Raw genomic sequence first — 6,634 nt, forward strand, 5'->3', positions numbered from 1 at the left:
CGGGCGGGCAGAGCTCCGGCGTGCGGTGGCCGCCCCGGTGTCGAGACCGCTATGGCGGCTTAGGCTGCCCTCGGCCCGGCTCGACGTCGACCGGCCGCGGAGGAGGTCGTCCCGTGCGCGAACCGCGTCTCGTCGGCCGGGAGCGCGCGGTGAGCGTGCTCGACGACCTGGTGGCGGGGCTGGGCCGGGGGCTCGGGGCGACGGTGGGGATCTCCGGTGCCGCGGGAGTCGGGCGGACGGCGTTGCTGCGGCGGGTTCTGGGCGCGGCTCCGGGTGCGTCGGCTTCTTGTGTGCCGGACGGGGTTCCGTTCGGGGCGGTGACCCAGCTCGCGTCGGCTTTGGTGCCGCCGGCGGATTTCGGTGACCTGGTGGGTGCGTGCTTGGCCGACCCCGAGCGTGCCGCCGGGCTGCTGTGCGACGCGTTCGTGGGGTTGGCGCGCGAGCGGGCGCTGGTGCTGGCGGTCGATGATCTGCAGTGGGCGGACGAGTGGTCGCTGCGGTGGTTCACGGAGATGGCCGGGCGGACGGCACCGGTGCTGCTGATCGCGACCGCGTACGAGCCGGTTGCGGTGGGGCAGCGGATCGAGGTGGGGCCGTTGGGGCCGGCGGAGACGACGACGTTGGTGCGGCAGCTGCTGGGTGAGCTGCCGGCGGAGGTGGAGGCGGCGGTGCTGGCGGTCGTCCGCGGACGACCGGCGGTGCTGCACGACCTGGCTGCGACGCACGGGCCCACGCCGGCGGAGTGGACCCCGGCTCGGGTGGCGGCCGCGGGGCGGGAAGTCGTGTCGGTGCGGGCGGCGCGGATCCGGCATGGGCTGCCGCCGGGGGCGCTGGCGCTCGTGCGGGCGATGTCGGTTTCGGAGCGGCTGGACGTCGTCGCGGCGGTCGGGCTGGCCGAGTTGCCGGCGGCGGACGTGCCCGGTGCGTTGAGTGCGCTGGAGGCGAGCGGCCTGGTGGCGGACGGGCGCCCGGCGGAGCCGCACCTGGCGGCCGATGTGCTGGCGGAGCTGGCCGAGCCGGAGCGGGACGGGCTGTACCGCCGCGGTGCGGAACTGGCGCACCGGAGCGGGGCGGGTGCGCTGGTCGCGGCGGAGCTGCTGCGCGCCGCGCCACCGGTCGGCGAGCCGTGGGCGCGGGCGGTGCTCGAAGAGGCGGCGGAACAGTGGTCGGCCCAGGGCAACCCGGTGGCGGCGGCCGATTCCCTGCGGCGTGCGCTGGCCGAGCCGGCCTCCGCGAGCGACCGGGCGGCGCTGCTGGTCCGGCTGGCTTCGGCGGTGGTCCGCCGCGAACCCGACCACGCCGACCGCCGGCTGGTCCAGGTCCTGGCGGAACCGGCACTGGCCACCCTCCCGGCCGCCACGACGGCCGCCGACCTCCTCCTGGCCCGCGGGGACGCGGAAACGGTGCACCGCCTGGTGGCGGAACCGGGCCGGGCGTCCACTGTGGACCCCGCATTGGTGGCGCTGGGGAGGCTCGCCCGCGAGGAAGCCGCGGCCGATCCGGAGATGCCGGTACCCCCGCTACCCGGCCCGGACGCCATCGACGGTGACGCGGGCCAGAACCCGGCCCCCACCGCACCGGCACCCGACCCGGCCACACTCGATCGCGACACGAGCGAAAACCACACCACCGCACCTGCACCCGACCCAGCAGCATTCCGCGGCAGCACACCAGTACCCGAACCGCACGCACTCCGCGGCAGCGCGGGCCAAAACCACACCACCACGCCTGCACCCGACCCGCACGCACTCGATCGCGACACGAACGAAAACCGCATCACCGCACCTGCACCCGACCCGCACGCACTCGATCGCGACACAAGCGAAAACCACACCACCGCACCCGCACCCGCACCCGACCCGCACGCATTCCGCGGTAGCGCGGGCCAAAACCACACCACCGCACCGGCACCCGACCCGCACGCCCTCAGCCGTGACGCCAGCGAAGACCGCATCCGCTTCGGCCGCCCAGCGCGGACACCATCCGCACCACCCGCCATCGGCACGCCCCCGGCCAGGGCGCTCCCACCCTTCCCTCGCGCGCAGGATCCCGCCTCCGCCGGGGTCACCGCCTTCCGGCTGGCCGTCCGGGGGGAGCAGCGGGGCGCCGTGCTCGACCTTGCCGCGCAGGCGCTCGTCGTGCGGGAGGAAGCTCCCCTCATGCCGCGGATCGCCGCCTGCCGGGCGTTGGTCTGCGCCGGAGCCCTCGCCGATGCCACCGACGCCCTGACCGTCGTCATCGCGGCCGCCCGGCGGCGGGATGCCCGGGCCGCCGCCGCGCGGGCGTTGGTGCACCGGGCCGCCGCCGTGCTGAGGGATGACCGGCCTGAGGAGGCCCTCCGGGACCTCGCCGCCGCCGATCGGGAGCTGCCCGTTCGCTGCTGGCACCCGCTCGCCATGCCCGCCCGGTCCGCCGTCGAGATCACCGCGCAACTCCGGCTCGGTCGGCTCGAGCACGCCCGGCACCTCGCCGCCGAGCCACTCCCCCGCGGCAGCGAGCACGGAGCCGCAACCGCGTTCCTCCGGCACGCCGAGGCGGAACTCGCCCTCGCCGAAGACGACCCCGGCACCGCCCTCCACGCCGCCCTGGAGTGCGGTCGGGTGCTGCGCTCGCGTGGCTGGGTCAACCCGATGGTCGCCGCCTGGCGGACGACCGCCAGTCTCGCCCTGCGCCGGCTCGGGGACCACGGGGCCGCCGCCGCGCTCGCCGCCGAAGAGCTGGCCCTCGCCGAACGCTGGGGTACCGCCGCCGCGCTCGAGCCGTTGCGCGAGCGGGCCTCCGCCGGGCTCCGGCGGACCGTGCCCGCGCCACGGCGGCCCGCCGACCCGCTGCCCGCGCCGCGGTTCCCGGCCCGGCGCCCCGACGCGCTGTCGCCCGCCGAACGGGACGTCGCCGAGCTCGCCGCCCGCGGGCTGGCCAACCGGGAGATCGCCCGGGAACTGTCGATCGCGCTGCGGACCGTCGAACTGCGGCTGACCAAGGTCTACCGCAAGCTCGGCCTCAAGGGCCGGGCCGCGCTCGCGGATCACTGGCCCACCCGGACGCCGGGGAGCTGACGCGATGCTGTTCGAACGCGAAACGCAGGAAGCCGCGCTCCGCGAAACCGGTGAAGTCGTTGCCGTGCGCGGGGAAACCGGCACTGGACGCTCGGCGCTGCTCCGGCTCTTCGGCCGCCTCGCCGCCGACGGGGGTGCGCGGGTGCTGCGGGCGGGTGGGGCGCCCGCCGAGCGGGATCTCCGCTTCGGCGTCGTGCGGCAGCTCGTCCTGCCCCTGGTCGGCGACCCGTGCGCGACCGGCCTGCCACCGATCGCCGCGAAACTGCTCCAGTCGGCGGCCGGGCCGGACTGCAGCGGCGCCGTGCCGCTGCTCCACGGGCTGCACGTCCTGCTGGTCTCGCTCGCCGCTCGCGAGCCCGTCGTCGTGCTGGTCGACGACGTGCGCTGGGCCGACGAACCTTCGGTGCGCGCCTTGGCTTTCCTCGCCGGCCGGCTGCGCGGGACGCGGGTGCGGCTCGGGGTCGTGCTGCCCGACAGCCCGCGTGCGCCGACGCTGCAGGAGATCGCCCGGATCGCCGGACCGGGCGTGCGAGCCCACGCGCTGTCGCGAAACGGCACGCGCCGGGTGGTCGACGCCCGGCTGGACGCCGACCCCGCGTTCGCGACCGCCTGCCACGAGCTCACCGGCGGCCGGCCAAAGGACCTCGACGAGCTGTTGTCCCGCGCGTTCGCCCACCGGCTCACCGGCCGGGCCGTGGACTGCGTGCCGCTGCGTCAGCTCGGAGCCTCCGTACAACGGGAACGGCTGCGGCTGCTGGTGCGGCGGGAACCGGAGGTCGGAGCGCTGGCGCGGGCCGTCGTCACGCTCGGGCGGCACGCGGAACCCGAGCTCGTCGCGCGGCTGGCCGGGCTGGACGCGGCCGCGTGCGCCGAAGCTCGCGCCCTGCTCGGTGCCGCGTGGCTGGGCACCGCCGTCGACGGGCGGCTGGTGCCCGAGCCCGCGCTGGTGCGGGTGGTCGAAGAGACGCGGAGCGCGGCGGACACCGCGGCCGCGCACCGGACCGCGGCCGCTTTGCTTGCCTCACAAGGGTTTCCGCCCGAGCACGTCGCCGCGCAGCTGCTCAGCGTCGACGCCCTGCGCGGTCCCGGAGACGTCACGACGCTGCGGACGGCGGCCGTCGCGGCCCAGCGCCGCGGCGCCCCGGACCTGGCCGCGCGCTACCTGCGGCGTGCCTTGCTGGACCTGCCGCCCGACGACCCCGGCCGCGCCCGGCTGCTGACCGAGCTGGCCGCCGCCGAACCCGATCCGCGCGCGGCCGTGCGGTACCTGGTGCAGGCCGCGCCGCTGCTGCCCGCGGGCCGCGAACGGGCCGAAGCGGTCGCCCGGATCCCGCTCACCGCAGCCGCGCGCGGGCCGCTGGTGACGGACCTGGTCCGGACGGCGACCGGCGTCGACGACCCCGACCTCGTGCCGCGCCTGGAAGCCCGGGAGTGGTTCGCCGCGCTCGAAGAGCCGGGCCGGGCGGCCGCGGCGGCGCGGCGGCTGCGGCAGCTGCCCGACCGGCCGCCCGGCCCCGGCGACCGGGAGCTGCGCGCGGTGCTGCTGCTGGCCGCCACGCTCGGCGGGCGCGTCACCGCCGCCGAAGCCGCCCGCCACGCCGGTGTCCTGCTGGACCACGAGCCGGCCCGGACCGTCCGGGCCGGCACCGCGCTGCGGATCGTCCCGCTCGTGCTGATCGCCGCGGGCCGGCCGGACGCCGTCGCGCCGTGGCTGGCGTCGGCGGGCGGGCCGCGGGCCACGACCGCGACGCGCGTGCTCGTCGACGTCCACCAGGCGCTGGCGCTGCTGTCCCGCGGCCGGTTCGCCGAGGCCGCGGACCCGGCGGAGCGAGCGTTCCGCGCGGCCGAGCCCGGTGGCTACGACGTCTTGGCGCTGCCGGCCACGACGGTGGCGCTGGTCGCGGACTCGGCACGCCGCCGCGACCTGGCCCGGCAGGTGCTCGAAGACCTCCCCGACAGCGACGACCTCGCCGTGTTCGCGGTCCGCCGCGGCCTGCAGGGGATGCTGGCCGCCCGCGAGAACCCGGACGCGGCGCTCGCGCAGTTCCTCGACCGCGGCCGCCTGCTGGACCGGGCGGGCTGGCGCAACCCGGCGATCTATGCCTGGCGCGGGTCGGCGGCGCTGCTGGCCCGGCGGCTCGGCCGGACCGAGCAGGCGCGGCAGCTCGCCGAGGAGCACCACCGCCACTCCGTCGCGTGGGGCGCGCCCGCGATCGTCGGGCGGTCGCTGCGGGTGCTCGCCGCACTCGCCGGCCGACGGCACGCGATCGAGCTGCTGCGGGAAGCGGTCGAACTGCTGGACGGCGCACCGGACGAACTCGAAGCGGCGAAGGCCTGCGCCGACCTCGGCACCTGCCTGCGCGAGACGGAACCGGAGGCGGCACGGCGGTTGCTGTCCCGCGCGCGGGAGCTGGCCGAAAGCTGCGGCGCGGGCCGGCTCGAAGCACGCGAGGACGGCACGTTCGGCCACGCGGAGCAGCCCCGGCCCACGGTGGAGCTGACCGCGGGCGAGGCGACCGTCGCGCGCCTGGCGGCCGGCGGGCGGACGAACACCGAGATCGCGGGCGAGCTGAGCATCAGCCGCCGGGCCGTCGAGAAGCACCTGACGAGCCTGTACCGCAAGCTGAAGATCGACGGCCGCGCCCAGCTCGCCTCGGTGCTCGGCGCCGGGTCGTGAGTGAGAAACAGGGTTAGAACCCTGTTTCTCACTCACGAGCTCCTTGGATCACGGACGGTCGTGGTCCTCCCGGCACTGGTGGTACGCGTCGGGGCCAGGTCCGGCGCCAGGTCGCCGAGCCGCGTGCTGCCGTCGAGCCGGGTCAGCAGCTCGTGGGTCTCCGCCGGTACCGGGCCCCCGGGTGGTCGAGGTACACCTGGTGCACGGTCTCGCCGCCGGTGCGGGTCGTCGTGCGCAGCCGCGTCACCGGGGGGAACGCGAAGACCAGCTCGGCCAGTGCCGCGGCCCGGTCGAGGCCCGGGCGGACGACGAAGTCGCCGACCACCAGGTAGTCCAGGTCGGTGGTGAGGAACGTCGTCACAGCGTCGGCGACGGTCTGCACGATCGGCTCGGCGTTGTTGTCGAACGAAGTGGTGAGCACCACCGGCGTGCCGGTCGCGCGCCCGAACCCCTCGATGAGCGCGTGGAAGCGCGGGTTCGCGTCCGCTTCGACGACCTGCACCCGCGCGGTTCCGTCGATGTGGGGGACCGCGCCGAGCTCCTCGCGGCGGTCGGGACGCACCCGCAGCGCGAACGCCATGAAGTCGAAGTTGCCGCGCGTCGCGGGGATCTCGAAGTACTCGGCGGCGGCTTCGGCGGTCACCGACGGCGCGAACGGCCGGGTCGGCGAGGATGCTGCGGTAGCCGAGCGAGCGCGGCCCGAACCCCGGCGCGCCCTGCACCCGGCCGAGCACCGAGCCTTCCGCGAGCCGCTGCGCCGACCGCGTCGATCTCCTCGGGTCTCACCTCCGCCTTCGCCAGGCACGCTCGCACCGCTCTGGCCGGGAACTTCGTGGCCTGCTTGATCCGGTTGAGCCGCTCCTCCTCGACCGCGGCGACGAGTTCGCCGCCGCGGATGCGG

At 76.7% G+C, this 6,634-nt stretch carries 2 protein-coding genes and 1 pseudogene; 2 read left to right on the forward strand and 1 reads right to left on the reverse strand.

Annotated features, from left to right (window positions below; translation table 11 throughout):
• Positions 1-113 precede the first annotated feature (113 nt).
• Positions 114-3,056 (forward strand): LuxR family transcriptional regulator, encoded by a 2,943-nt coding sequence (locus MUY14_RS20765; protein WP_247024785.1) that lies wholly within the window; start codon positions 114-116, stop codon positions 3,054-3,056.
• 4 nt (positions 3,057-3,060) lie between these two features.
• Positions 3,061-5,733 carry a LuxR C-terminal-related transcriptional regulator gene (locus tag MUY14_RS20770; protein WP_247024787.1) on the forward strand — a complete coding sequence of 891 codons (2,673 nt, stop codon included), beginning with the start codon at positions 3,061-3,063 and terminating at the stop codon, positions 5,731-5,733.
• A 142-nt stretch (positions 5,734-5,875) separates the two neighbouring features.
• Here MUY14_RS20770 and MUY14_RS20775 read toward each other — a convergent pair.
• Positions 5,876-6,467, reverse strand: a pseudogene (locus tag MUY14_RS20775) (carbamoyltransferase C-terminal domain-containing protein).
• Between the last annotated feature and the right edge of the window lie 167 nt (positions 6,468-6,634).

Origin of the sequence: Amycolatopsis sp. FBCC-B4732 (assembly GCF_023008405.1) — a bacterium.
GTDB classification, from domain to species: Bacteria; Actinomycetota; Actinomycetes; order Mycobacteriales; family Pseudonocardiaceae; genus Amycolatopsis; species Amycolatopsis pretoriensis_A.

What these genes read in the sequence shown, in the direction of transcription:
- MUY14_RS20770 (WP_247024787.1), top strand. Translation starts at nt 3,061, where the DNA reads ATGCTGTTCGAACGCGAAACGCAGGAAGCCGCGCTCCGCGAAACCGGT.